Here is a 22,936-nt window from a genome sequence, read left to right on the forward strand (position 1 = left end):
GGGTCCCGTCGTGGCCGGCCGCGCAGTTCCCCGCGCCCCTTCAGGGCGCCTCCTTGCCCGGGGTTCTACAGCCAGCCCTTCTCCCTCGCGATCCGTACCGCCTCGGCCCTGTTCCTCGCTGTCAGTTTCTGGATCGACGTGGAGAGGTAGTTGCGGACGGTGCCCTGGGAGAGGTGGAGGGCGAGGGCCAGTTCGGCGTTGGTGGAGCCGTCGGAGGCCGCGCGGAGGACCTGGCGCTCGCGGTCGGTCAGCGGGTTGGCGCCCTCGGCCAGGGCGGCGGCGGCAAGGGTGGGGTCGATGACGCGCTCGCCGGCGAGTACCTTCCGTACCGCTGCGGCGAGTTGGGCGGCGGGGGCGTCCTTGACCAGGAAGGCGTCGGCGCCGGCCTCCATCGCGCTGCGGAGGTAGCCGGGGCGGCCGAAGGTCGTGAGGACGACCAGTTTGACGCCGGGGAGAGCCCGGTGGACCTCGGCCGCCGCCTCGATGCCCGTGCTGCCCGGCATCTCGATGTCCAGCAGCGCCACGTCCACGTCGTGCTCGCGCGCCGCCGCCAACACCTCGTCCCCGCGGGCCACCTGGGCGACGACGTCGATGTCCGGCTCGAGCCCGAGCAGGGCGGCGAGTGCCTCGCGGACCATCGACTGGTCCTCGGCGAGCAGGACCTTGATCGTGCGGCTCATGCCCCGGATCCTACGGGTCCCGCCGACCCCGGGGACCCGTCGGCCGCGTCACCCGTGGGCGCCCGCGCGACCAACCGGAACCCGCTGGTCGCCCGGCCCGCCTCCAGCGACCCGCCCGCCTTCGCCAGGCGCTCGGCCAGCCCGGTCAGGCCGTTGCCGGGCCCGTCGCCCGAGCCTCCCGAGCCGTTGTCCTCGACCGACAGTTCCAGTACGGGCCCGTCCAGCGTCTGACGGTGTACGAGGCCCACCACGCAGCGCCGGGCCCCGCTGTGCCGTACGACGTTGGTGACCGCCTCGCGCAGCGCCCAGGCCAGCGCGGACTCGCTCTCCTCGGGAACCCCGGCGAGGTCCGGCTCGGCCGGCAGGTCCGCCAGGACACCCGCCGCCGCCAACGCGGCCTTCGCGCCCGCGAGTTCACCGGCCAGCCGGGGCCGCCGGTAGCCGGTGACCGCCTCGCGTACGTCGACGAGTGCCTGGCGGCTGACGTTCTCGATGTCGGTGACCTCCTTGGCCGCCCTGTCCGGATGGTCGGGCAGCAGGCGCCCGGCCAGCTCGCTCTTCAGCGTGATCAGGGACAGCGAGTGCCCCAGCAGGTCGTGCAGGTCACGGGCCAGCCGCAGCCGCTCCTCGTTCGCGGCGAGCTGCGCGACGGTGGCGCGGGCCTCGCGCAGCGCGATGGTGGTCCGCACCAGTTCACGTACGCCGGTCATGGCGAACCCGCCGAGGAGCGTCGGGATGAGGAGTCCGGCCAGATACGCCGTGCCGTCCGGGACTGCCAGGGCGATCGTCGTCAGCACGACGGCGGTGGCCGGGATGGTCCAGCGTGCCCAGCGCAGCGGGAGTGCCCCGCCGGACGCGATCGAGACGTACACGAAGAGGACGAGCCACTCCCGGCCCAGAGTGAGGGACAGGACGGTGGACTGGGCGGCGAGGACCGCGAGGGAGCCCAGTACCAGGGCGTTGGTCTCGCCGCGGCCGGTGCGGAAGACCAGGATCATGTACCAGCCGACGAAGGCGACCAGTCCGAGCCAGCCGAGGATCCGCACTCCGGTGCTGTGCCCGCCGTGCAGCAGGTCGGTGACCGGCGCGCTCAGGTAGACGAGCCAGATGCCGGTCCACAGGGACTTGACCATCTTCTGCCTGCGGTTCTGCGGGCGCTGCCCGATGCCGACGCCGCTCACGCCTTCAGCGTGTCCTTCCGGTACAGCCAGGCCGCGCCTCCCGCGAACAGGACGAAGGAGACGGCGAGGATGGCGAGGTCCTTCGCGTGCGGGGCGTTGCCCAGCTCGATGGACTGCCCCAGGGCAGCGTACGCGTGGGTGGGCAGCCACTTCGCGATGTCCTGGAGCCAGCCGGGGAAGGTCGTGGTCGGCAGCCACAGGCCGCCGAGCATGGACAGGCCGAAGTAGACGATCATCGTGATCGGGCGGACCGCGTCCCCGGTGGCGAGGTAGCCGATGGCGACGCCGAGCGCGGCGAAGACCAGGCTGCCCGCCCAGATGGCGAGGGTGAGAACCACCCACTGCCAGGTGTCCAGGCGTACGTCCTTCACGGTCGCCGCGACCACGAAGACGACCACGATCGACGGCAGGCTGATGACGGCCGCGCTCGCCGTCTTCGCGAGCACATAGCCGCGGCCCGGCAGCGTGGTGAGCCGTAGCTGCCGTACCCAGCCGCTCTCCCGTTCCTTCGCGATGCGCTCGCTGTTGCCCATCAGTACGGCGGTCAGGGCGCCGAAGGAGGCCATCGAGACCATGTAGAAGGTCGGCAGGGTGAGTCCGGTGCCTTCCACCTCGGTGGTGCTGTCGGCGCTGCCCGCGATGAGCAGGAACAGTGCGGAGGGGTAGATCACCGAGAAGAACAGGAACTTGCGGTTGCGCAGGGCGCGGGTGATCTCCAGCTTGATGAGGCTGTTCACTTCTGCTTCGCCTCCTCGGCGGCCGTGATGGCGACGAAGGCCTGCTCGAGACCGAGCCCGGCGACTTCGAGGTTGCGGGGGTAGACGCCGAGGCCGTACAGGGCGTGGACGGTCGCGTCGGCGTCGGTGGACTGGATGCGGACCGTGTGGCCGGAGATGTCGATGGCGGTGAGGAAGGGCAGCGCGCGCAGCGGGGCCTCGTCGACCTCGCCTGCCGGGTTCTCCAGGTCGAAGGCGATCCGGCGCGCCCCCGCCTTCGCCTTGATCTCGGCGGCGGTGCCGTCGGCCAGCAGGCGTCCCCGGTGCAGGACCAGCACCCGGTCGGCGATCGCGTCGGCCTCCTCCAGGTAGTGCGTGGCGAAGAGGACCGTACGGCCCCGGTCGGCCTGCTCGCGCATGGTGGCCCAGAAGGCCTGGCGGGCGGAGACGTCCATGCCGGTGGTGGGTTCGTCGAGCACGATCAGGTCGCTGTCCCCCGCGGTGGCGAGGGCGAAGCGCACGCGCTGTTGCTGGCCGCCGGAGAGCTTGTCGACCTTGCGGTCGGCGAACTGGGAGATGCCCGCGCGGGCGAGCACGTCGCTCACGGCGTACGGCTTCGGGTGCAGGTCGCAGGCGAGCCTGACCAGTTCTCCGACGGTGACCTCGTCCATCAGCCCGCCGCTCTGCAGCATGGCCCCGACCCGGCCGGCGACGATGGCCTCGCGCGGGCCCGTCCCGAACACCTGGACCATGCCGCTGTCGGGGCGCTTGAGGCCGAGGAGCAGGTCGAGCGTGGTCGATTTGCCGGCGCCGTTGGGGCCCAGCAGGGCGACGGTCTCGCCGGGGTGCAGTTCCAGCGTCAGCCCGTCCACGGCCCGGACGCCGCCGTAGGCCTTGGTCACCGATTGGAACCCGACCACCGTGCCGGTGGTCGTCGCAGTGGTTGTCATGTGGTCCATCGTGGCCGCGCGGGGGGTGCCCTCGGCAGTGTCGTCAGTCGCGCGTCCGGCATGACAGATGTCATGCCGGCCGGCAGGCAGCCGGTGTTACGGCGCCCGACTCCGTTGCCGGGAGGCGTGGGGGCAACTCGACGCCTGGGTCGACGAGTTGACGCGCGGCCCCGCGAGACGCACGCGCTCGGCCCCGGCGGCTGACGACAAGAGGGCGCCCGGCCGTGGCAGTCACGGCCGGGCGCCCTCCCGCCGGCGGTCGCGCTAGCTGGGATCCGTCTCGATCACACCGACGCGTTCGGCCGCCGTCTTGCCGAGGAGCGCGGGTCGCAGCGCACCGACCACGTCCTGCGGCGTCACGGCGGTCTTGGAGCCGTTGGCCCGCGCGATGGTCACGCCGTCGAAGGCGCCGCCGTAGAGCTCCTTGAGCGCGTCGAGGTCGTAGGTGTCGGTGAGCTTGCCGTCGACGGCCTTCACCCCGATGAACTTCCAGAGGGAGTTCTGCGGGCTGAACGACACCGTGTGCGCGGCGTCCGTCTGGACGGTCACCAGATCCGACATCGCCGGTTCCGCGAACGCCTTCATCATCCGGTCGACCTCGGCGTCACTGACCGTCGGCTGCTGCGTGGAGGTGGCGACCTTCACCGGTGTGGTGGTACCGGTCTCGACCTGGGTGCGGTACGCGTCCTCGACGGCCTGGGCGGAGGCCGCGGCGTCGACGCCCTTGCCCGCCTTGCCGTACACCGCGACGGCCTTGCCGGACTCGAACGTGATCGTGCCGTCGCTCGCCGACCCCGAGCCGCCCGCGGCGCCCTGGAGGGCCGCCTTGAGCTTCTCCTCGTCGACGGGCATCGCGGGCTCGACCACCCGCTCCTGGCCGAACAGCGAGCCGATCACCGAGACGGGGTTGTAGTCACTGCCCGCGGCGGCGCGGACCGTGGCCTGGGCGTCGAGCTGGAGCCCGGCCTGGTCCGGCTTGAGCGAGACGGTGTCGCCGTCGACCGACAGCTGGAGCGCCTTGCCCGTACGGTCGCCGAAGGCGGCGTCGAGCTTCTGGACGGCCTCGTCCCGGGTGCCGCCGCCGATGTCGACGCCGAGCACGGTGCTGCCCTTGGGCACGTCCGAGTGGTTCACCAGCAGCCCGGCGCCGTAGGCACCGCCGCCGATGACGAACACGCCGACGCCGAGCAGCACCAGCTTGCTGCGGCCCTTCTTCTTGGTCCGCTTGGCCGCGGGCGCCGGTTCCTGGACAGGCTCGGGAAGCTTCGGCGGGGTGTGCGGCAACGGTCCGTCGGGGTGCGCTCCCGGCCCGAAGGGGGAGTTCTGGGTGGCCGGTACGACGGGGATGCCGCTGGTCAGGGTGTGCCCCGAGACGTTCTCCCCGGCGCCGCCACCGCCGTAGCCGCCGGCGCCTGGATCGGGGGCCGGCTGCTGCGGCGTGAGGATCGCGGTGTCGTCGCTGAGACCGCCCGCGAAGTTGCCGCCCCCGTTGCCGGGGTATCCCGAGGCCCCCGGGCCGCCGCCCGGACCTGCCTGGCCTCCGGGGCCTCCCTGGCCGCCACCGGGGTATCCCTGGCCCATGCCGGGCCCGCCAGGAGCCGCGCCATGCCCGCCAGGAGCCCCGCCATGCCCACCGGGACCCGTTCCCGGGCCGCCCTGGCCCATCCCAGGCCCGCCGGGACCCGCGGCCAGACTGCCGGGAGCCGCGCCAGGACCCATCGACGGGACCAGCGGACCGGCGCCGGTGACCGGACCACCGGTCGGCCCCGAGGGACCGGGCCCGGAGCCGGGACCGCGCTGCCCGCCGTCCGGGTAGTCCGCGAAGTACGGCAGCTCATTGCGCCGGGGTTCGACGGGGCCGGGTGCGACGGGCGGGATGGAGCCGGTGTTGCCGAGGGCTCCGGAGACATCGAAGGAACCGGTGCCGCCGCCATGGCCGGGTGCCACGGGTCCCGCGCCGGTGGCGCCGCCCGCACCGTTCGTACCGCCGTGCCGGGCGCCTCCGGGGGCGCCCGGCGGACCGGCACCCATCGGACCGGCGCCGTTCGCACCACCGGGACGCGGGCCGCCCGGCTGGGGAGCACTGTGACGGCCGCCACCGGCGGCCGGACCCTGTGCACCCGCGGGACCAGGAGCGCCGCCGGGAGCCGAACCGACAGGCAGGGCCGCGGCGTTGGTGGACCCACCCCCCGGCCCGCCCTTGGGCGCACCGGACTTGCGCGGCGCGAACCAGTCGCTCGTCTTGTCCTCGGGGGCGGCCGGGGCCGGAGCGGCGCCCGCCGGAGCGTCCATCACCGCGGACGCGCCGTTGGGCAAAGTCGGCGCACGCGGGGGCTCCACGCCGCCGCCCGCCCCGCCACCCGGTCTGTCGGCACCTTGAGGGGACACATCCGCGTCCGCGACCGTGGTACGCACCACGACGGGCGGGATGGGCCGCGATCCGGGGATGTTGATCCGGATCCGGGTCGTCAGCGTGGTCTCTGTCTTGCGCTCCTCAGGAGGGGCGCCGGCGGCCGAACGGCCCGCGTCGGCGCCGCTGTCGGAGACCTGGGGGGTCCCGTACGGCGGCGTCCCCGACGGGTACGCGGCTCCACCGCGCCCGTTGGGCCCGGAGGACGAACTGTCAGTTTCACGACTCAAGGCAAGTTCTCCCGGTTGGCTCCGCCGCCCGTTTCCTCGACCTCATCTCGGGCAGCTCGGCGGCGCGCACCACCATACTGGCCATGTCCGGCCCGCAAACCTCGCCCGCGAAGGAAACTCGCACGGGACCCGCACCTGCCGGATACGCCGAAGTGGTACGTCACTTGCCAAGTCGGACGGCGGGGTCGTCAGGTTGCCGCTCCTGCCAAAGCGTGGCGCACATCACAGCCAGGGCCATACCGCCGAGCAGGAAGAGGTAGGAGCCGAATCCGGTGCCGAAGAGGAAGTCGCCTTCGGGGCGGGAGACGGTGAGCAGGACGACGGCGACCATCCAGCCGGCCGCGGGCGCGGCGGCCCCGCCTCTGGTGCCGACGCCGCGCGCCCCACCCAGGAAGAGCCCGCCCGCGCCGGCCAGCGCGAGCAGCAACCCGCCCGGGAACCAGCCGGGTTGCACGAGCGCCCCCGCGGCCCCGACGACGGCGCCGAGCACGAACAGTCCCAGATAGACCGCGATCCGTACGGCCGAGGGCGCGGACACCGGCTGGGCGATCGCACTCCCCCGCTGTCCCGTCGTACTCATCACACGCCCGCCTCTCGTTCTTGCCTGTCGGTCCCCGCGAACAGGTCCGTCTCACGCGCCGTCGGCCGCTCGCCGCGCGCCAACTCGTAGTACTCCGTGGTGAACAGCGGCTGAGCGAGTTCGTTGGACAGCACGAACCAGGGCTCGGCCACCTCGATCTGGGTGGCGTGCGCGCGCATCGCGGCGGCCTTGGCGGCGGCGTACGCCGTGCCGTCGATCTCGGTGGTGACCGCCGAGTCGTCGACCACACCCGGTACGTCGTCGATGACGGCCGACTTCGCGTACGGCAGCCGCGGGAGCGCCTCACGAAGACGCCCGAAGGCCTCCTCGGCGACGGAGCGCGGGACCCGGTTCCAGTAGATCTTGGCGATCCGCCAGGGCTCCCCGAGGTCCGGGCGGACGTCGGCCCGCGCGGCCAGTTCGGCGGCGCGCATGGCCACACGGTGGGCCTGGATGTGGTCCGGGTGTCCGTAGCCGCCGTCGGGGTCGTAGGTGACGAGCACCTGGGGGCGCGTCTCGCGGATCACCTCGACGAGGTGTCCGGCGGCTTCGTCGACATCGGCGGACCAGAAGGCCTCCGGGCGCCGGTTCTGCTCGGTGCCCATCATCCCGGAGTCGCGGTAGCGCCCGGGGCCGCCGAGGAAGCGGTGGTCGGTGACGCCCAGTTCCTCCATGGCGGCGGTCAGCTCGCCGACGCGGTACGCGCCGAGCCCGCCCTCGCGGTCGGGCGCGAGATGGGCGAGCCCGGGCGGGATGACCTCGCCCTCCTCGCCGAGGGTGCAGGTCACCAGCGTCACGTGGGCGCCCTCGGCCGCGTACCTGGCCATGGTCGCGCCATTGTTGATCGACTCGTCGTCCGGGTGCGCGTGCACCAGGAGCAGACGCCGGTCGGGCAGTTCCGTCATGGAACCCACCCTACGAGGCGCCCGGCCCGCCGCTGAGGCGGGCGCGGGCCCGAGCCGGGGACCGGTCAGAAGTTGATGCTGCCGATCATGCCCGCGATGTTGGTGGTCACCTCGTTGATCGTGGGCGCGACCGTCGAGGAGGCGAGATAGAACCCGAGCAGGACACACACGATGGCGTGCGGCGCCTTCAGTCCTGACTTCTTCACCAGGATGAAGACGATGATCGCCAGCAGCACCACCGCCGAAATCGAGAGTGCCACGGCGGTTCACCTCCAAAGATCCCAGGGACAGGGGGGTCCGGTACGGGGGTCGGACATGGGGGGTCGGTAAATCCATACAGCAGCCAGCGGGTTCATACCCACACAGCGCTAGTGATCATAACTATCCGTACGCGCGCATCGATCGGCGCACGGCCGCACAAGGGGGCGCATGGCCAATATGGTCAGAGCATGACGACCGAGCCCCTCTCCTTCCCCAGACGGCACGCGCGCACCCAGCGGTTCACGCTCGGAGCGCCCCGCGCCTTCGCCGTGGCACCCGACGGTTCCCGGGTCGTGTTCCTGCGTTCCCGTTCCGGTACGGACCGGGCGAATCTGCTGTGGGTGTTCGACGTGGCGGACGGCGAGGAGCGAGTCGCGGCCGACCCGGGGACCCTGCTCGGGGGTGTGACGGAACACCTGTCGGCGGCGGAACGGGCACGCCGCGAACGCAGCCGTGAGGGTGGCGCGGGAATCGTCGGCTACGCCACCGACACGGCGGCCGAGTTGGCCTCTTTCGCCTTGTCAGGGCGGCTTTTCACGGCCGAGCTGCGGGCCGGCACGGCACGTGAACTGCGCGTCCCGGGACCGGTGATCGACCCGCGCCCCTCCCCCGACGGACGGCTCGTCGCGTACGTCAGCGGGGGCGCCCTGCGGGTCGTCGGCGCCGAGGGCGAGGACGACCGGGCGCTCGCCGAGCCGGAGGCGGAGACGGTGACCTACGGCCTGGCCGAGTTCATCGCCGCCGAGGAGATGGGGCGTTCGCGCGGCTTCTGGTGGTCGCCCGAGGGGGACCGGCTGCTGGTCGCACGGGCCGACGACGCGCCCGTGAGCCGCTGGTGGATCGCCGATCCCGCACAGCCGGAGCGCGATCCGCAACAGGTCGCGTATCCGGTGGCCGGAAGCGCCAACGCGGACGTACGCCTCTTCGCCGTCGATCTCGACGGGGCGCGCACGGAGGTCGTGTGGGACCGGGTCCGGTATCCGTATCTGGCACATGTGCACTGGTCAGAGGCCGGTGCGCCGCTCATTCTCGTGCAGGCTCGGGACCAGCGGAGTCAGCTCTTCCTGGCCGTGGATCCGGACACCGGGGCGACCCGGATGGTGCACGCGGACGAAGATCCACAATGGCTTGATCTTTTCCCTGGCGTGCCGTGCTGGAGCCCGGCGGGGCAGCTCGTGCGGATCGCCGACGAGGGGGGCGCTCGGGTGCTCGCGTTCGGTGAACGCCTGCTCACAGGCCCGCAGTTGCATGTGCGGGCGGTGCTCGACGTGTCGGACGACGAGGTGCTGGTCTCGGCCTCGGCGGGCGAGGCGGCGACCGCGCCCGAGACCGGCGAAGTGCATGTGTACCGGGTCAACGAGCTCGGGCTGGAGCGCCTCTCGCAGGAGCCCGGCGTGCACTCGGCGGTACGCGCCGGGGGCGTGACCGTGCTCGTCTCGGCGGTACCGGACAAGCCGGGCACCCAGGTACAGGTGCTGCGCGACGGAAAGCGCGCGGCGACGATCACCTCACACGCCGAACACCCCGGTTTGTCCCCGCGCGTGACCCTTACACAGGGGGGCGCACAGAAAATCCCATGCGCCGTGCTTATGCCTGCGGACTACCGCGGTGACACTCCCCTCCCGGTTCTGATGGATCCCTACGGCGGCCCGCACGGCCCCCGGGTGCTGGCCGCGCACAACGCGCACCTCACCTCGCAGTGGTTCGCGGACCAGGGTTTCGCGGTGATCGTCGCGGACGGGCGGGGCACTCCCGGCCGCTCCCCCGGCTGGGAGAAGGCGGTCCACGACGACTTCACGCTCTCGCTCGACGACCAGATCGACGCGCTGCACGGCCTGGCGGAGACGTTCCCGCTGGACCTTTCACGGGTCGCGATCCGCGGCTGGTCCTACGGCGGCTGGCTCGCGGGCCTCGCGGTGCTGCGCCGCCCCGACGTGTTCCACGCGGGCATCGCGGGCGCCCCGGTCACGGACTGGCGGCTGTACGACACCCACTACACGGAGCGGTACCTGGGCGATCCGGCGGCGAACCCGCAGACGTACGCGAAGAGCTCCCTGATCACCGACGAGGGGCTCTCCTCGCCCGCCGAGCCGCACCGGCCGCTGATGATCGTGCACGGCCTCGCCGACGACAACGTGGTGGTGGCGCACGCCCTGCGCCTGTCCTCGGCCCTGCTGGCCGCCGGCCGCCCGCACGAGGTGCTCCCCCTGTCGGGCGTCACACACATGACCCCCCAGGAACAGGTCGCGGAGAACCTGCTGCTGCTCCAGGTGGACTTCCTACGGCGCGCCCTGAAGCTGGGCTGAGCGGAAACACCCCACCGAACACCGCAACCATCAATTGAGGAACCACGACGGCGAGGACCCGGTCGGCGAGAGCGGCGCCGGTTTAGGCGCAAAAACGGGCAACGGGCCGGGAGACATGGCGCTCCCGGCCCGTTTACGGCACCCGCACGGCCGTACGTCAGTCAGACTGACGCGTCCGTATATCGGTACCGCTTCCGCTGAGTTGCCTGCGTGTAAACGCGATTGATGCATATTTGTACGGCTATGACGCCCCCTCCGGATGCTCCTCGGGCGGTACCACCTGCTTCTCCTCCGCGAAGTGACAGGCCGAGTCGTGCGCGGCCGGACCCTCGACGAGCCGGAACTCCGCGGGCACCGCGAGCAGCGGCACCTCCATCGCGCAACGCTCCCGCGCCTTCCAGCAGCGGGTGCGGAAGCGGCACCCGGAGGGGATGTTCGCCGGCGACGGCACATCCCCGGTGAGGATGATCCGCTCGCGGTGTTCGCGGGCCTCGGGGTCGGGGACGGGCACCGCGGAGAGCAGGGCCTGTGTGTAGGGATGCGTCGGGTGGTCGTAGATCTCGGCGTCCCTGCCGGTCTCCACGATCCGCCCGAGGTACATCACGCCGACCCGGTCGGAGATGTGCCGCACGATGGAGAGGTCGTGCGCGATGAAGACGTAACTCAGCTCGAACTCGTCCTGGAGTCTGTCGAGCAGGTTGATCACCTGCGCCTGGACCGAGACGTCGAGCGCGGACACCGGCTCGTCCGCGACGATGATCTCGGGGCGCAGCGCCAACCCCCGCGCGATACCGATGCGTTGACGCTGTCCGCCGGAGAACTGGTGCGGATAGCGGTTGATGTACTCGGGGTTGAGCCCGACCACGTCCAGCAGGTCCTGGACCTTCTTGCGCCGGTCGCCCTTCGGCGCCACCTCGGGATGGATCTCGTACGGCTCCCCGATGATGTCGCCGACGGTCATACGCGGGTTGAGCGAGGTGTACGGGTCCTGGAAGACCATCTGGATGTTGCGGCGTACGGCTCTGAGGGCCTTGCCGGACATCCGGGTGATGTCCTCGCCCTTGTACTTGATCACCCCGGCGGTCGGCTTCTCCAGGTTGACCAGCATCTTGGCGACCGTGGACTTGCCGCAGCCGGACTCGCCGACGATGCCGAGGGTCTCGCCCCTGCCGAGGTGGAAGTCGACGCCGTCGACGGCTCTGACGGCCCCCACCTGTTTCCTGAAGAGGATGCCCTGGGTCAACGGGTAGTGCTTGACCAGCCCTTCGACCTCCAGGATCGGTTCAGGCGCTGTCGCCGCCTTCGCCGCCTCAGTGGCTGCCTGTGTCATCGAGGCACTCCCTCCAGAAGAAGCAGGCGCTCCTGCGGGCGCCGTCAGGACCGTCCACCTCCGCGAGCGGGGGCACCTCGGTCCGGCAGATGTCCTGGGCCATCGGGCAGCGGGGGTTGAACGCGCAGCCCGGGGGGATGTGCATCAGGTTCGGCGGCAGGCCCTTGATGGCGTAGAGCTCCTGGCCCTTCTGGTCCAGGCGCGGGATCGACTCCAACAGACCCTTGGTGTACGGGTGCGCGGGGGCCTTGTAGATGTCGTGCACCGGCGCGGACTCGACGATCCGGCCCGCGTACATCACGGCGATCTTGTCGGCGACGTCCGCGACCACGCCGAGGTCGTGGGTGATGAGGATGAGCCCCATGTGGAGTTCGCGCTGCAACTCCGCGAGCAGGTCCATGACCTGGGCCTGGACGGTGACGTCGAGGGCGGTGGTCGGTTCGTCGGCGATGATCAGGGCGGGTTCCAGGGCCAGCGCCATGGCGATCATGATGCGCTGGCGCATACCGCCGGAGAACTGGTGGGGATAGTCGCGCACGCGCTCGGCGGCGGCCGGGATCCGCACCCGTTCCATCAGCTCGACGGCTTTGGCGCGGGCGTCCTTCCTGGACATCCCGCGGTGCACGGTGAACATCTCGCCGAGCTGGTCGCCCACCGAGAGCACCGGGTTGAGGGACGACAGCGCGTCCTGGAAGATCATCGCCATCTCGGCGCCGCGGACCTTGCGCCGCTCCTCCTCCTTGAGCTTCAGCAGGTCCCTTCCCTGGAAGAGGACCTCACCGCCGGTGATCTTCCCGGGCGGGATGTCGAGGATGCCCATGACGGCCTGCGCGGTCACCGACTTGCCGGAGCCGGACTCACCGAGGACGGCGAGGGTCTCGCCCTTGTCCACGCTGTAGTCGACCCCGTTGACGGCCTTGGCGACCCCGTCCCTGGTCCTGAATTCCACGTGCAGGTCGCGCACTTCGAGCAGCACGGCGGTCACCTCAGCTTCGGGTCGAGGGCGTCGCGCACCGCGTCGCCGAGCATGATGAACGCCAGGACGGTGATCGCGAGGGCGCCGGCGGGCCACAGGAGCATGTGCGGGGCCTGCCGGATGTAGGCGGACGCCGAGGAGATGTCGATGCCCCAGGAGACCGTGGGGGGCTTCAGGCCGACTCCGAGGTAGGAGAGCGTCGCCTCCAGCGCGATGTACGTGCCGAGCGCGATGGTCGCCACGACGATCACCGGAGCGACCGCGTTCGGTGTGATGTGCCGCAGCAGGAGCCGTGAGTTGGTGGCGCCGAGGGCTCGGGCGGCCTGCACGTAGTCGTTCTGCTTGGTGGTGATGACGGAGCCGCGCGCGATACGGGAGAGCTGCGGCCAGCCGAGCAGCACCATGAATCCGATGACGGGCCAGACGGTGTTGCTGGTCACCACGGAGAGGAGGACCAGCCCGCCGAGCACCACGGGGATCGCGAAGAAGATGTCCGTGATCCGGGACAGGACCGAGTCCCACATCCCGCCGAAGAACCCGGCGAGGCCGCCTAGCACCGATCCGAGGATCGCGACGCCGAGCGTGGCGCAGACGCCGACGGCGATCGAGACGCGGGTGCCGTACACCGTCCGTGTGTAGACGTCGCAGCCCTGGCCGTCGAACCCGAAGGGGTGGCCGGGCTGCGAGCCCTCCTGGGCCTTGGCGAGGTCGCAGGTGAGCGGGTTCCCGGAGGCGATCAGTGAGGGCCAGAGCGAGATGACCACCAGGAAGAGGATGACGAGTCCGGAGATGATGAAGACGGGGTTGCGCCGCAGGTCGCGCCAGGCGTCGGACCACAGGCTCCGGGGCTTCTCCTGCGGTCCCGTGCCCTCGGGTCCGCCCGGCGTCTTCTCCAGCGTCTCGCCCTCGCTGGTGGCGAGGTCCATCGCGCCGCCCATGCCCGTCGCGGCGATCGCTCCGTCCTCCGGGACGCGGTCACCGCCCGGCATCCACGGCTTCGGCGGTTCGGGCTCAGGCATAACGGATCCTCGGGTCGAGTACGGCGTACAGCAGGTCCACGAGCAGGTTGGCGACCAGGAAGACGAGCACCAGGACGGTCACGAAGCCGACGACGGTCTGGGTGTTCTGGCGGAGAATCCCCTGGTAGAGCTGGAAGCCGACGCCGTGGATGTTGAAGATCCGCTCGGTGACGATCGCGCCGCCCATCAGGGCGCCGATGTCCGTGCCGATGAAGGTGACCACGGGGATGAGCGAGTTCCGCAGCAGGTGCTTGGTGATCACCCTGCGCCGCGGCAGGCCCTTGGCGATGGCCGTACGGACGTAGTCGGAGCGTTTGTTCTCCGCGATGGAGGTCCTGGTCAGCCGGGTCACGTACGCGAGGGAGACGGAGGCAAGGACCAGGCCCGGCACGATCAGTTCGCCGAAGGTGGCGTCCGAGGAGACCGACGGTTTGATCCAGCCCCACTCGACGCCGAGCAGCAGTTGGAGCAGGAGGCCGGTGACGAAGGTGGGCACCGAGATGACGACGAGGGTGAACAGCAGGACGCCGGTGTCGACGGGACGGCCGCGGCGCAGGCCGGTGATGACGCCCAGCGCGATGCCGATGACGATCTCGAAGAGGATCGCGACGATCGTCAGCCGGATGGTGACGGGGAAGGCGGTCGACATCAGCTCGGTGACCGGCTGGCCGTTGAAGGCGGTGCCGAAGTCGCCGGTGAAGACGTTGCCCATGTAGGTCAGGTACTGCTGCCAGACGGGCTTGTCGAGGCCGAACTCCTTCTTGAGCTGGGCGGCCGTGGCGGGGTCGCACGCCCGGTCCCCGCACAGGCCCGCGACGGGGTCGCCCATCACGTTGACCATCAGGAAGATCAACAGGGTGGCGCCGATGAAGACCGGGATCATCTGCAGCAGGCGCCGGATCACATACCGTCCCATGAGGGCTCCGGAGGTAGTGGAACAGCCGTCGCGGGTACGGCGGCTGTTCCCGCGGCTCGGCTCAGTTGACCTTGATCTCGTTGTAGACGGGGACGCTGAACTGGTTGAGCGCCACGTTGGAGACCTTGTCCGAGTAGCCGGCGCTGCCGTTCTGGTACCAGAGCGGGATGGCGCCCATGTCGTCCCGCAGGACCTCCTCGGCCTGCTGGAACAGCTTCACGGCCTTGGCCCGGTCGCTCTCGGCGTTCGCCTGGTCCACGAGCTTGTCGAAGTCCGGGTTGGTCCACTTGCCGTCGTTGGAGGAGGCGTTGGTGTAGTACAGCGGCTGGAGGAAGTTCTGGATCAGCGGGTAGTCCATCTGCCAGCCGGCCCGGAAGGGACCCGACATCTTGTCCGAGGTGATCTGGTCGCGGAAGTCGGCGAAGGTGCCCACGGGGTTGCCGGCGCAGGCCTTGTCGTTGCCGATCGCGTTGTTGATCGAGTTGCAGACGGCGTCGACCCACTCCTTGTGCGAGCCGGTGTCCGCGTTGTACGAGATCTTGACCTGCCCGCCGGGAAGGCCGCCGCCCTCCTCGATCAGCTTCTTGGCCTCGCTCGCGTTGTACTCGCAGGCGTCACCGCACAGCCCCTCCTTGAAACCGCCGTCCTCGCCGAGGACCGGTGAGGTCCAGTCGGAGGCCGGGGTGCGGGTCTTCTGGAAGATCGTGTCGGTGATCTGCTCGCGGTTGATCGCCATGGACAGGCCCTTGCGGACCTTCTCCATCCCAGCCTTGTCCCAATTCTTGTCATAGAACGGGAAAGCCAGCGTCTGGATGATGCCGGCGGGCGTATTGATGTACCGGTCACCGAGATCGCTCTTCGCGTTCTTGAGCTGGGAGGCGGGTACGTCATCGACGAGATCGAGGTTGCCGGCCACCAGGTCGGTGTAGGCGGTGTTGTTGTCGGTGTAGACCTTGAGGTCCACGCCGCCGTTCTCCGCCTTGTCCTCGCCGGAGTAGCCGTCCCACTTGCGCAGGGACATCTGCGAGCCCTTGGTGTACGAGTCGATGGTGTAGGGCCCGTTGCCGACCGGCTTCTTCACCCAGGCGGCGTGGTCGTCGAAGAACGCCTTGGGCAGCGGCGAGAAGGCCGCGTAGCCGAGGGTGTCGGGGAACGTCGAGAACTTCTGGTTGAGCTTGACGGTGAAGGTGTCGGTGCCGGTGACCTTCAGCCCGGACAGGGTGTCGGCGCTCTGGTCGCCGCCGTCCTCGGGGTGGGTCTTGTCGTACCCGTCGATGTACCCGAAGAAGTACGCGTTCTTCTGGTTGTTCTTGAGGCTGGCCCCGTAGTTCCACGCGTCGACGAAGGACTGCGCGGTGACCGCCTCGCCGTTGCTGAACTTCCAGCCGTTCTTGATCGTGATCGTGAAGTTCTGCGAGTCCGTGGTCTCGATCTTGTCGGCGAGCATGTCCTCGGCGGCGCCGGTCTTGGCGTTGTACCGCTTGAGCCCCCGGAAAACCATGTCGAGGACCTTGCCGCCCTGCACCTCGTTGGTGTTGGCCGGTTCCAGCGGGTTCTGCGGGTCGCCCCAGGAGGAACTCACGACCCCGGTGCCGTCGCCGCCGCCGCTGTCGCTCCCCCCGCCCCCGCAGGCGGTCGCCGCGAGGGTTACCGCCGCCGCGCATGCGGCCCATTTGGCGTGCGTGGCTCCACGCATGGAGTGCCTCCTCAAGAGTGCGCTGTGCCGCCGGCGCCGGGGCGTTCGCTCTGGGCTCCGGTGCACTGTGCCTTTAGCGCTCAATATCTGCCGATAAGGGGCATGTCGCACATTCAGTCCACCCTTCCGAGTGGCGGCGCCACCCGTATGCGGGCATCGCGGAATCAGATGCTCCGCTTCATCGCGCGCCGGACTCGGAGCTTCCGGACGGACGGCGCAATGGATCTTCGGCGTTCGATACGGAACCGTTGGATCAGGTCCACCAGATGTACGCATTCCGAGACTTCGACGTCCGCATATCGAACCCCTTGCCCGATTAGGGTAGTTGGTCCGTTTCTGGACACGGATCGGCCACAGAGCTCTACACGCGTAGTTACGCAGGAGTCAAGTGGAGGTAAAAAAGGTAAAGAGAAACCCAAGGCAGGCCAGATTTTATTGACCTTGGATGAATTACGTTGAAAAAGTCCGGCGTAGCCCGTAGGGAGCGCCCTGCGGAGCCCTGACCCCTTCGGGCACGGAGCACCATGACCCCCCCTACTCCTTCCGCGGCCGCCCCGCTTGAGGTGACCGACGAGAGCGTCGAGCCATCGACGGCGTCTTCCACCCCAAAGGGCTCCGAGAGTCGCTCCCCTGGACGACTCGCCTGGAAGCGGTTCAAACGTGACCGCACGGGCGTCATATCGGCCTACATCGTGATCTTCTTCTTCGTGATCGCGATCTGCGCCCCGCTGATAGCGAAGCTGTACGGCAAGGACCCGTACACCACGTACGCCAGCCAGCGCCCGGAGCTTCTGGACGCGTTCTCCTACCCGGCGGGCCCGAACGGTGGGATGAGCTCGGAGTTCTGGTTCGGCATCGAGCCGCAGCTGGGCCGGGACGTCTTCACGTTCCTCCTGTACGGCATCCGCACCTCACTGCTGATCGCCACCGCCGCCACGATCCTCACCACGCTGGTCGGCGTCTGCATCGGCGTCACCGTGGGCTATCTGGGCGGCAAGACGGACTACCTGGTCAGCCGGGTCATCGACATCCTGCTGTCGTTCCCCTCGACGCTGTTCTTCATCGCCTTCATGCCGGTCGTGTACGGGGTCTTCGTCGCGTCCAACGACGACGTCCCGACCTGGCTGCGGGCCACCTGCCTGATCATCGTCCTCACCACGTTCGGCTGGGCCTCCATCGCCCGTCTGCTGCGCGGCCAGGTACTCGGGCTGCGTGAGCGGGAGTTCGTGGAGGCGGCCCGGGTGACCGGAGCGTCGCCGAGACGCATCATCTTCCAGGAGCTGCTGCCCAACCTGTGGACGCCGATCATCATCCAGTCCACGTTGATGCTCCCGGCCTTCGTGACCGCGGAAGCGGGCCTCGCCTTCCTCGGCGTCGGCATCATCGACCCGACCCCCGACTGGGGCGTGATGATCCAGCGAGGCGCCCAGTTCTACTCCCAGGACATCACCTTCATGCTGTTTCCCGGCCTGTCGATGGTGATCTTCGTCCTCGCCTTCAACCTGCTCGGCGACTCAGTGCGTGACGCACTCGACCCGAAGTCCAAGCGCTAAGCAGCCTCTCTTCCGGTCCGGTTCAGCGTCGCCCGGCTGGTACTCATCCGCCCGCTCGAATCCTCTAGGCAGGTTCACCATGTCTTTCTCGCGTAGAAACTTCATCATCGCCACGGGTGTGGTCGCGGCCTCCAGCACGGTGCTGACCGCATGCGGCGGCAGCGACAACAGCTCCGCGAAGAACAACGCCCCCAAGGTCAGCGGCTCCAAGACCACCGTGATCAACGTCGGCACCAAGGCCGACTCGACCGGTCCGGCCCCGGAGGTCTCGGGCGCGGTCAAGGGCGGCACGATCTACTCGCTCGACCAGTTCGACATGGACCACCTGGACCCGGCGCAGATCTACGTCTCGACCGAGGGCGCCATCACCGTCCCGATCCTGCGCGGCCTGACCGGCTACAAGCTCGACGGCAAGGGCGGCTGCATCCTGGTGGGCGACGCCGCCACGGACGCCGGCACGATGAAGGACGGCGGCAAGACCTGGTCCTTCACCCTCAAGGACGGCCTGAAGTGGGAGGACGGCTCGGACGTCTCCATGGACGACGTCCGCCACAGCTTCGAGCGCCTCTTCGCCTCCTTCGTCACCGAGGGCCCCCGCTACGTCCAGCAGTGGCTCGAGGGCGGCGAGAAGTACAAGGGCCCGTACGACGGCAAGGAGCTCGACTCGGTCGAGGTCGACGGCAAGACCGTCACCTTCCGTCTCAACGAGGCCCGCGGTGACTTCAACTTCACGCTCGCCATGCGTGGTTACTCCCTGGTGAGCAAGAAGAAGGACACCAAGGAGGACTACGACAAGAAGCCGTTCTCCTGTGGCCCGTACAAGATCGAGAGCCGCAGCGTCGGCAAGTCGATGACGTACACGCGCAACGAGCACTGGGACCCGAAGACGGACTCGATCCGCAACAACTACCCGGACAAGTACGTCTTCCAGTTCGGCTTCGAGCCGGTCGCCTCGACCGACCGCTACATAGCCGACTCCGGCAACGACAAGTTCGCCATGTCGATCTTCAACGAGGTCGCCCCGGAGCGGATCGCCCAGGTCCTCACGAACGCCACGCTCAAGAAGCGGGTGCTCACCGAGGTCGACACGGTCACCTACTACTGGCCGATCAACACGACCCGGATCACGGACGTCAAGGTCCGCCAGGCCATCAACTGGGCCTGGCCGCACCAGCAGCTCCAGACCATCCGCGGTGGCGCCTCCACGAGCGAGCTCGCGAGCACGATCCTGAGCCCGGTCACCCCCGGCTACACGAAGTTCGACCTGTACGGCACGACCACGAAGCCCGGCGGCGACCCGGCCAAGGCCAAGGCCCTCCTCAAGGAGGCCGGCAAGACCGGTCAGAAGCTGGTCATCGCCTACCAGCAGTCCGACAACGCCGTGAAGCAGGCCATCGCGATCAAGAACGCGCTGACCGAGGCCGGCTTCACCGTCGTCAACAAGCAGATCGACAAGTCGACCTTCTACACCCAGATCGGCAAGATCGACAACGAGTACGACGTCTTCGCCGCGGGCTGGAGCCCGGACTGGCCGGCCGGTTACTCGGTCTTCTACCCGTGCTTCTCCGGCGAGAACATCGGCGACGGCGCGAGCAACTACTCGCAGCTGAACGACACGAGCGTCAACAAGGCGATCACGGCGGCCTCCAAGATCACCGACCCCGCCGCGGCCAACAAGGCCTGGGGCGCGATCGACCGCCAGATCATGGAGCTCGGCGCCTGCGTCCCGGACTACCACTCGATCCGCAACTGGATGCACGGATCCAAGGTCGGCAACGTCACGTACGACGGCGGCAACACCTGCATCGCGCTCTGCAAGCTGTATGTCCAGGCCTGAGTCCGACGCCTGACCCCAGGGGTGGCGGCCGTCCACACGGCCGCCGCCCCAGCCCGCTCGACCCCCCTCACGCCCCGGCGACGGCGCCCCGTCCGGAAAGTCCCCACCCATGCTCCGATTCCTAGTCCGCCGCGTGTCCGGCGCACTGGTCACCCTGCTGATCATCAGCGCCGTCACCTTCTGGCTCTTCTACGCCATCCCGCGTGACCCGGCCATGCTGTCCTGCGGCAAGAACTGCACGCCGGACGCGCTCGTGCAGATCCGTCACAACATGGGCATCGACAAGCCGATCACCACCCAGTACTGGGACTGGCTCGTGGGCATCTTCACCGGGCGCCAGTACGGCAACTACGGCTTCTGCGACGCCCCGTGCCTCGGCTACTCCTTCGCGAACCGCGAGCCCGTCTGGGGAACGATCCTGGACCGCCTGCCGACGACCCTCTCGCTCGCCTTCGGTGCGTCGATCATCTTCCTGATCCTCGGCGTCGGCGCCGGCATGATCGCGGCGCTCAAGCAGGGCAAGTTCCTGGACAAGTTCGCGAGCTCGTTCTCGCTGCTCGGCTCCTCGGTGCAGATCTACTTCGTCGGCTACATCGCGATGTACTTCTTCGTCCAGAAGCTCGGCATCATGGACCAGCCCTCGTACACGCCCATCACCCAGGACCCCGTCGCCTGGTTCAACGGGCTGCTGCTGCCGTGTCTGGTCCTGTCGATCATCTTCACCGCCAACTACACGCGTATGACCCGCTCCCAACTGGTCGAGCAGCTCAGTGAGGACTACGTCCGCACGGCCCGGGCCAAGGGGCTGTCCCGCGCGAACGTCTTCTTCCGGTTCGCCTGGCGCGGCGCGATGGGCCCGATCGTCACGGTCTTCGGCATCGACCTCGGCACCCTGATCGGCGGCGCGATCATCACGGAGTCGACCTTCAGCATGCAGGGCATCGGCCGGCTCGCGGTGCAGTCCGTGAACGACAGCGATCTGCCGATGCTGCTCGGCGTGACTCTGGTCGCGGCCACGGCGATCGTCTTCGCGAACATCATCGTGGATGCCGTCTACGCCACCATCGACCCGCGGATCCGGCTCGCCTGACCCCGGGCGACCCGCCCCCGACAGCTACCCCGGCACCACCCCCCTCAGGAGCGTCCCCGTGACGAGCACCGATCAGCAGCCCTTCCTGTCCGTCAGGGATCTGAAGGTCCACTTCTCCACCGAAGACGGCATGGTCAAGGCCGTCGACGGTCTCTCCTTCGACCTGGTCAAGGGCAAGACGCTCGGCATCGTGGGCGAGTCGGGCTCGGGCAAGTCCGTCACGAACCTGACGATCCTGGGCCTCCACGACCGCGACCGCACCGCCATCGAGGGCGAGATCGTGCTCGACGGCAAGGAGCTGCTGACCGCCTCGGAGCGGCAGATGGAGCGGCTGCGCGGCAACAAGATGTCCATGATCTTCCAGGACGCGCTGGCCTCGCTTTCGCCGTACCACACCATCGGCAAACAGATCGGCGAGACGTACCGCAAGCACACCGGCGCCTCCAAGAAGGAGGCCCGGGCTCGTGCGATCGAGATGCTGAAGCGGGTCGGGATCCCGCAGCCGGACATGCGGGTCGACGACTACCCGCACCAGTTCTCCGGCGGTATGCGCCAGCGCGCGATGATCGCGATGGCGCTGGTCTGCGACCCGGAGCTGCTGATCGCGGACGAGCCGACCACGGCCCTGGACGTCACGGTCCAGGCGCAGATCATGGACCTGCTCAAGGACCTCCAGCAGGAGTTCGGTACGGCGATCATCTTCATCACGCACGACCTCGGGGTCATCGCCGACATCGCGGACGACGTGCTGGTGATGTACGGCGGCCGGTGCGTGGAGCGCGGCACCAAGAAGGAGGTGCTGCGACAGCCGCTGCACCCCTACACCTGGGGCCTGCTGGGTTCGATGCCGAGCCTCGACGGGCCGGTCGACGTTCCGCTGTCGCCGATCCCCGGCTCGCCGCCGTCCCTGCTCAACCCGCCCACCGGCTGCCGCTTCCACCCCCGGTGCACCTTCCCGGAGAAGGTCGGTGGCGGTCTCTGCTCCACCGTGCGGCCTCCGCTGGAGATCACGGACGGGCGCGGCGCCGCCTGCCACCTCACGACCGACCAGCGCCGCGACTTCTTCACCGACTACGCCGCGACCCGGTCGCGCTGACGTACACGAGACGGGACTTCACCTCATGAGCGACACGAACCCCCTCCTGGACGTCACCGGTCTGACCAAGCACTTTCCGGTGATGGGAGGCTTCCCCATCAAGCGAAAAATCGGCGCGGTGCAGGCCGTGGACGGCCTGGACTTCCAGGTCGCCGAGGGCGAGAGCCTGGGCCTGGTCGGCGAGTCCGGCTGCGGCAAGTCGACGACCGGCCGCCTGATCACGCGCCTCCTGGAGCCGACGGCGGGCTCGATCCGCTACCGCGGCCAGGACATCACGCACGCCAACCGCCGGCAGCTCGCCCCGGTCCGCTCCGAGATCCAGATGATCTTCCAGGACCCGTACGCCTCCCTGAACCCGAGGCACACGGTCGGCAAGATCATCTCGGGTCCGATGGAGGTCAACGACATCAACCCGGCGGGCGGCCGCGAGAAGCGGGTGCGCGAGCTGCTCGAGACCGTGGGCCTCAACCCCGAGCACTTCAACCGCTTCCCGCACGAGTTCTCCGGCGGCCAGCGGCAACGTATCGGCGTGGCGCGGGCGTTGGCTCTGGAGCCCAAGCTGATCGTGGCGGACGAGCCGGTCTCGGCCCTCGACGTCTCGATCCAGGCGCAGGTCGTGAACCTGCTCCAGGACCTCCAGCGGGACCTGGGCATCGCGTTCGTCTTCATCGCCCACGACCTCGCCATCGTGCGGCACTTCTCGCAGCGCGTGGCGGTCATGTACCTCGGCAAGATCGTCGAGATCGCCGACCGCGAGGACCTGTACGACAACCCGCGCCACCCCTACACCCACGCCCTGCTGTCCGCCGTCCCGGAGGCCACCGCGGACGACACCCCGGCCCGCGACCGCATCCGCCTCACCGGCGACGTGCCCTCCCCCATCAACCCGCCGTCGGGCTGCCGCTTCCGCACCCGCTGCTGGAAGGCGACGGAGAAGTGCGCGACGCAGACCCCGACGCTGGCGCGGGCCGACGGCAGCCGTGACGGTCACCTGACGGCGTGCCACTACCCCGAGGTCAGGGAGACCGTCCCGGCTCCCCGCCTCGCCAAGGACCCCGAGGTCACGGCCTGACACACCCCATTCCGTCAGCCCGCGACCCACGGACCCGACCTTCGCCGGCCCATTGACCCGAGCAGACGAACGTCCGGTTCACGGGGAACGAAGGCCCGCACTCTCCGGAGTGCGGGCCTTCTTCTTGTGCCG

General features: G+C 69.3%; 19 protein-coding genes. 6 read left to right on the top strand and 13 right to left on the bottom strand.

Going from position 1 to position 22,936, the window contains the following annotated elements; genetic code table 11:
• Window positions 1–65: 65 nt before the first annotated feature.
• The 8 genes from ACIBLC_RS19055 to ACIBLC_RS19090 all read right to left on the bottom strand — a co-directional run bounded on the left by ACIBLC_RS19055 (window position 66) and on the right by ACIBLC_RS19090 (window position 7,912).
• Window positions 66–680 carry a DNA-binding response regulator gene (locus ACIBLC_RS19055; protein WP_399212136.1) on the bottom strand — a complete coding sequence of 205 codons (615 nt, stop codon included), beginning with the start codon at window positions 678–680 and terminating at the stop codon, window positions 66–68.
• Window positions 677–1,861, bottom strand: a complete 1,185-nt coding sequence (locus tag ACIBLC_RS19060) for a sensor histidine kinase (protein WP_399212137.1) — start codon at window positions 1,859–1,861, stop codon at window positions 677–679. Before ACIBLC_RS19060 ends, ACIBLC_RS19055 begins: the two co-directional genes overlap by 4 nt.
• On the bottom strand, window positions 1,858–2,598 hold the full coding sequence (locus ACIBLC_RS19065) for an ABC transporter permease (RefSeq protein ID WP_399212138.1): 741 nt from the start codon (window positions 2,596–2,598) through the stop codon (window positions 1,858–1,860). The genes ACIBLC_RS19060 and ACIBLC_RS19065 overlap by 4 nt, the downstream gene beginning before the upstream one ends.
• On the bottom strand, window positions 2,595–3,527 hold the full coding sequence (locus ACIBLC_RS19070; RefSeq protein ID WP_399212139.1) for an ABC transporter ATP-binding protein: 933 nt from the start codon (window positions 3,525–3,527) through the stop codon (window positions 2,595–2,597). The genes ACIBLC_RS19065 and ACIBLC_RS19070 overlap by 4 nt, the downstream gene beginning before the upstream one ends.
• A gap of 264 nt (window positions 3,528–3,791) precedes the next feature.
• Complete coding sequence (locus ACIBLC_RS19075) at window positions 3,792–6,167, bottom strand: hypothetical protein (RefSeq protein ID WP_399212140.1); 2,376 nt, start codon at window positions 6,165–6,167, stop codon at window positions 3,792–3,794.
• Window positions 6,168–6,327: 160 nt separating this feature from the next.
• Entirely contained in the window at window positions 6,328–6,747 is a 420-nt protein-coding gene (locus ACIBLC_RS19080; RefSeq protein WP_399212141.1) for a DUF6113 family protein, read from the bottom strand.
• Window positions 6,747–7,652 carry an N-acetyl-1-D-myo-inositol-2-amino-2-deoxy-alpha-D-glucopyranoside deacetylase gene (gene mshB, locus ACIBLC_RS19085; RefSeq protein ID WP_399212142.1) on the bottom strand — a complete coding sequence of 302 codons (906 nt, stop codon included), beginning with the start codon at window positions 7,650–7,652 and terminating at the stop codon, window positions 6,747–6,749. The genes ACIBLC_RS19080 and mshB overlap by 1 nt, the downstream gene beginning before the upstream one ends.
• A 65-nt stretch (window positions 7,653–7,717) precedes the next feature.
• The gene (locus ACIBLC_RS19090; RefSeq protein ID WP_365435437.1) at window positions 7,718–7,912 is read right to left on the bottom strand and encodes a hypothetical protein; all 195 of its coding nucleotides are present in this window, start codon (window positions 7,910–7,912) and stop codon (window positions 7,718–7,720) included.
• A 189-nt stretch (window positions 7,913–8,101) separates the two neighbouring features.
• On the opposite strand from ACIBLC_RS19090, the gene ACIBLC_RS19095 reads away from it, so the two are divergent.
• Window positions 8,102–10,219 (top strand): prolyl oligopeptidase family serine peptidase, encoded by a 2,118-nt coding sequence (locus tag ACIBLC_RS19095; RefSeq protein ID WP_399212143.1) that lies wholly within the window; start codon window positions 8,102–8,104, stop codon window positions 10,217–10,219.
• A gap of 241 nt (window positions 10,220–10,460) precedes the next feature.
• On the opposite strand, the gene ACIBLC_RS19100 is transcribed toward ACIBLC_RS19095, so the two are convergent.
• The 5 genes from ACIBLC_RS19100 to ACIBLC_RS19120 all read right to left on the bottom strand — a co-directional run bounded on the left by ACIBLC_RS19100 (window position 10,461) and on the right by ACIBLC_RS19120 (window position 16,156).
• Window positions 10,461–11,549, bottom strand: coding sequence for an ABC transporter ATP-binding protein (locus ACIBLC_RS19100; RefSeq protein ID WP_399212144.1), 1,089 nt, complete (start codon window positions 11,547–11,549; stop codon window positions 10,461–10,463).
• The gene (locus ACIBLC_RS19105) at window positions 11,530–12,525 is read right to left on the bottom strand and encodes an ABC transporter ATP-binding protein (protein WP_399212145.1); all 996 of its coding nucleotides are present in this window, start codon (window positions 12,523–12,525) and stop codon (window positions 11,530–11,532) included. The genes ACIBLC_RS19100 and ACIBLC_RS19105 overlap by 20 nt, the downstream gene beginning before the upstream one ends.
• Window positions 12,526–12,530: 5 nt before the next feature.
• Window positions 12,531–13,544, bottom strand: a complete 1,014-nt coding sequence (locus ACIBLC_RS19110; RefSeq protein ID WP_399212146.1) for an ABC transporter permease — start codon at window positions 13,542–13,544, stop codon at window positions 12,531–12,533.
• Window positions 13,537–14,460: an ABC transporter permease gene (locus ACIBLC_RS19115; protein ID WP_399212147.1), complete on the bottom strand. Its 924-nt coding sequence runs from the start codon at window positions 14,458–14,460 to the stop codon at window positions 13,537–13,539. Before ACIBLC_RS19115 ends, ACIBLC_RS19110 begins: the two co-directional genes overlap by 8 nt.
• A 61-nt stretch (window positions 14,461–14,521) precedes the next feature.
• On the bottom strand, window positions 14,522–16,156 hold the full coding sequence (locus ACIBLC_RS19120; RefSeq protein WP_399212148.1) for an ABC transporter substrate-binding protein: 1,635 nt from the start codon (window positions 16,154–16,156) through the stop codon (window positions 14,522–14,524).
• Between the two features lie 524 nt (window positions 16,157–16,680).
• Here ACIBLC_RS19120 and ACIBLC_RS19125 point away from each other — a divergent pair.
• The 5 genes from ACIBLC_RS19125 to ACIBLC_RS19145 all read left to right on the top strand — a co-directional run bounded on the left by ACIBLC_RS19125 (window position 16,681) and on the right by ACIBLC_RS19145 (window position 22,804).
• Complete coding sequence (locus tag ACIBLC_RS19125; RefSeq protein ID WP_399212149.1) at window positions 16,681–17,709, top strand: ABC transporter permease; 1,029 nt, start codon at window positions 16,681–16,683, stop codon at window positions 17,707–17,709.
• Window positions 17,710–17,788: 79 nt separating this feature from the next.
• Window positions 17,789–19,546 (top strand): ABC transporter substrate-binding protein, encoded by a 1,758-nt coding sequence (locus ACIBLC_RS19130; RefSeq protein WP_399212150.1) that lies wholly within the window; start codon window positions 17,789–17,791, stop codon window positions 19,544–19,546.
• Between the two features lie 109 nt (window positions 19,547–19,655).
• Window positions 19,656–20,636 carry an ABC transporter permease gene (locus ACIBLC_RS19135; RefSeq protein ID WP_399212152.1) on the top strand — a complete coding sequence of 327 codons (981 nt, stop codon included), beginning with the start codon at window positions 19,656–19,658 and terminating at the stop codon, window positions 20,634–20,636.
• Window positions 20,637–20,694: 58 nt separating this feature from the next.
• Window positions 20,695–21,732: an ABC transporter ATP-binding protein gene (locus ACIBLC_RS19140; RefSeq protein WP_399212153.1), complete on the top strand. Its 1,038-nt coding sequence runs from the start codon at window positions 20,695–20,697 to the stop codon at window positions 21,730–21,732.
• 25 nt (window positions 21,733–21,757) lie between these two features.
• Window positions 21,758–22,804: an ABC transporter ATP-binding protein gene (locus ACIBLC_RS19145; RefSeq protein ID WP_399212154.1), complete on the top strand. Its 1,047-nt coding sequence runs from the start codon at window positions 21,758–21,760 to the stop codon at window positions 22,802–22,804.
• Window positions 22,805–22,936: the final 132 nt, after the last annotated feature.

Source organism: Streptomyces sp. NPDC050535 (assembly GCF_044457665.1).
Taxonomy (GTDB): domain Bacteria; phylum Actinomycetota; class Actinomycetes; order Streptomycetales; family Streptomycetaceae; genus Streptomyces.

Excerpts from the sequence above, each read along its gene's own strand:
- ACIBLC_RS19055 (WP_399212136.1), bottom strand. The coding sequence starts at position 680 with ATGAGCCGCACGATCAAGGTCCTGCTCGCCGAGGACCAGTCGATGGTC.
- ACIBLC_RS19070 (WP_399212139.1), bottom strand. The coding sequence starts at position 3,527 with ATGACAACCACTGCGACGACCACCGGCACGGTGGTCGGGTTCCAATCG.
- ACIBLC_RS19080 (WP_399212141.1), bottom strand. The coding sequence starts at position 6,747 with ATGAGTACGACGGGACAGCGGGGGAGTGCGATCGCCCAGCCGGTGTCC.
- mshB (WP_399212142.1), bottom strand. The coding sequence starts at position 7,652 with ATGACGGAACTGCCCGACCGGCGTCTGCTCCTGGTGCACGCGCACCCG.
- ACIBLC_RS19095 (WP_399212143.1), top strand. The coding sequence starts at position 8,102 with ATGACGACCGAGCCCCTCTCCTTCCCCAGACGGCACGCGCGCACCCAG.
- ACIBLC_RS19100 (WP_399212144.1), bottom strand. The coding sequence starts at position 11,549 with ATGACACAGGCAGCCACTGAGGCGGCGAAGGCGGCGACAGCGCCTGAA.
- ACIBLC_RS19110 (WP_399212146.1), bottom strand. The coding sequence starts at position 13,544 with ATGCCTGAGCCCGAACCGCCGAAGCCGTGGATGCCGGGCGGTGACCGC.
- ACIBLC_RS19115 (WP_399212147.1), bottom strand. The coding sequence starts at position 14,460 with ATGGGACGGTATGTGATCCGGCGCCTGCTGCAGATGATCCCGGTCTTC.
- ACIBLC_RS19120 (WP_399212148.1), bottom strand. The coding sequence starts at position 16,156 with ATGCGTGGAGCCACGCACGCCAAATGGGCCGCATGCGCGGCGGCGGTA.
- ACIBLC_RS19125 (WP_399212149.1), top strand. The coding sequence starts at position 16,681 with ATGACCCCCCCTACTCCTTCCGCGGCCGCCCCGCTTGAGGTGACCGAC.
- ACIBLC_RS19130 (WP_399212150.1), top strand. The coding sequence starts at position 17,789 with ATGTCTTTCTCGCGTAGAAACTTCATCATCGCCACGGGTGTGGTCGCG.
- ACIBLC_RS19135 (WP_399212152.1), top strand. The coding sequence starts at position 19,656 with ATGCTCCGATTCCTAGTCCGCCGCGTGTCCGGCGCACTGGTCACCCTG.
- ACIBLC_RS19145 (WP_399212154.1), top strand. The coding sequence starts at position 21,758 with ATGAGCGACACGAACCCCCTCCTGGACGTCACCGGTCTGACCAAGCAC.